At 63.0% G+C, this 570-nt stretch carries 1 protein-coding gene; it reads right to left on the bottom strand.

From position 1 onward, the window contains the following. Positions 1-570, bottom strand: a 570-nt coding sequence (locus ACFHWW_RS34130; RefSeq protein ID WP_379943803.1) for an FAD-dependent oxidoreductase, incomplete at both ends; no start/stop codon positions are given.

Raw genomic sequence — 570 nt, forward strand, 5'->3', positions numbered from 1 at the left:
GCCGAGCGCCACGACGACGGCGTCGGCCTGAAGCCTGCCGTGAGCGGTGACGACACCGCGGACACGTCCGCCTTCGACATCGCCACCGCGTACGATACTGCCGTATTTGAACTTCACGCCGAGCGCCTCGGCCTTCGCCGCCAGCGCGTTGGAGAACTTGAAGCAGTCCCCCGTCTCGTCCTTCGGGGTCAGCAGTCCGCCGACAATCTTTTCGCGCACATGGCGCAACGCCGGCTCGACGCGGATGCAGCCTTCCGGATCGAGAACCTCGTAGGGAATGCCGTCGGCAGCGAGCGCCTTGACGTCCTTGGCGGAGGCATCGAGTTGCGCGTCTGTGCGGAAGAGCTGCAATGTTCCCTGCATGCGCTCGTCGTAGGCGATGCCGGTTTCGGCACGCAGTTCTGCAATGGAAAGGCGGCTGTAGTCGGCCAGCCGCAACATGCGGCTCTTGTTGATGGCATAGCGCTTCGACGTGCAGTTGGAAAACATCTTGACCATCCACGAGATCATGGCGGCATCGACCTTCGGGCGCAGGATCAGCGGCGCGTGCTCCATGAACAGCCATTTCAT

Origin of the sequence: Sinorhizobium sp. P24N7, assembly GCF_042436655.1 — a bacterium.
GTDB lineage: Bacteria > Pseudomonadota > Alphaproteobacteria > Rhizobiales > Rhizobiaceae > Sinorhizobium > Sinorhizobium meliloti_A.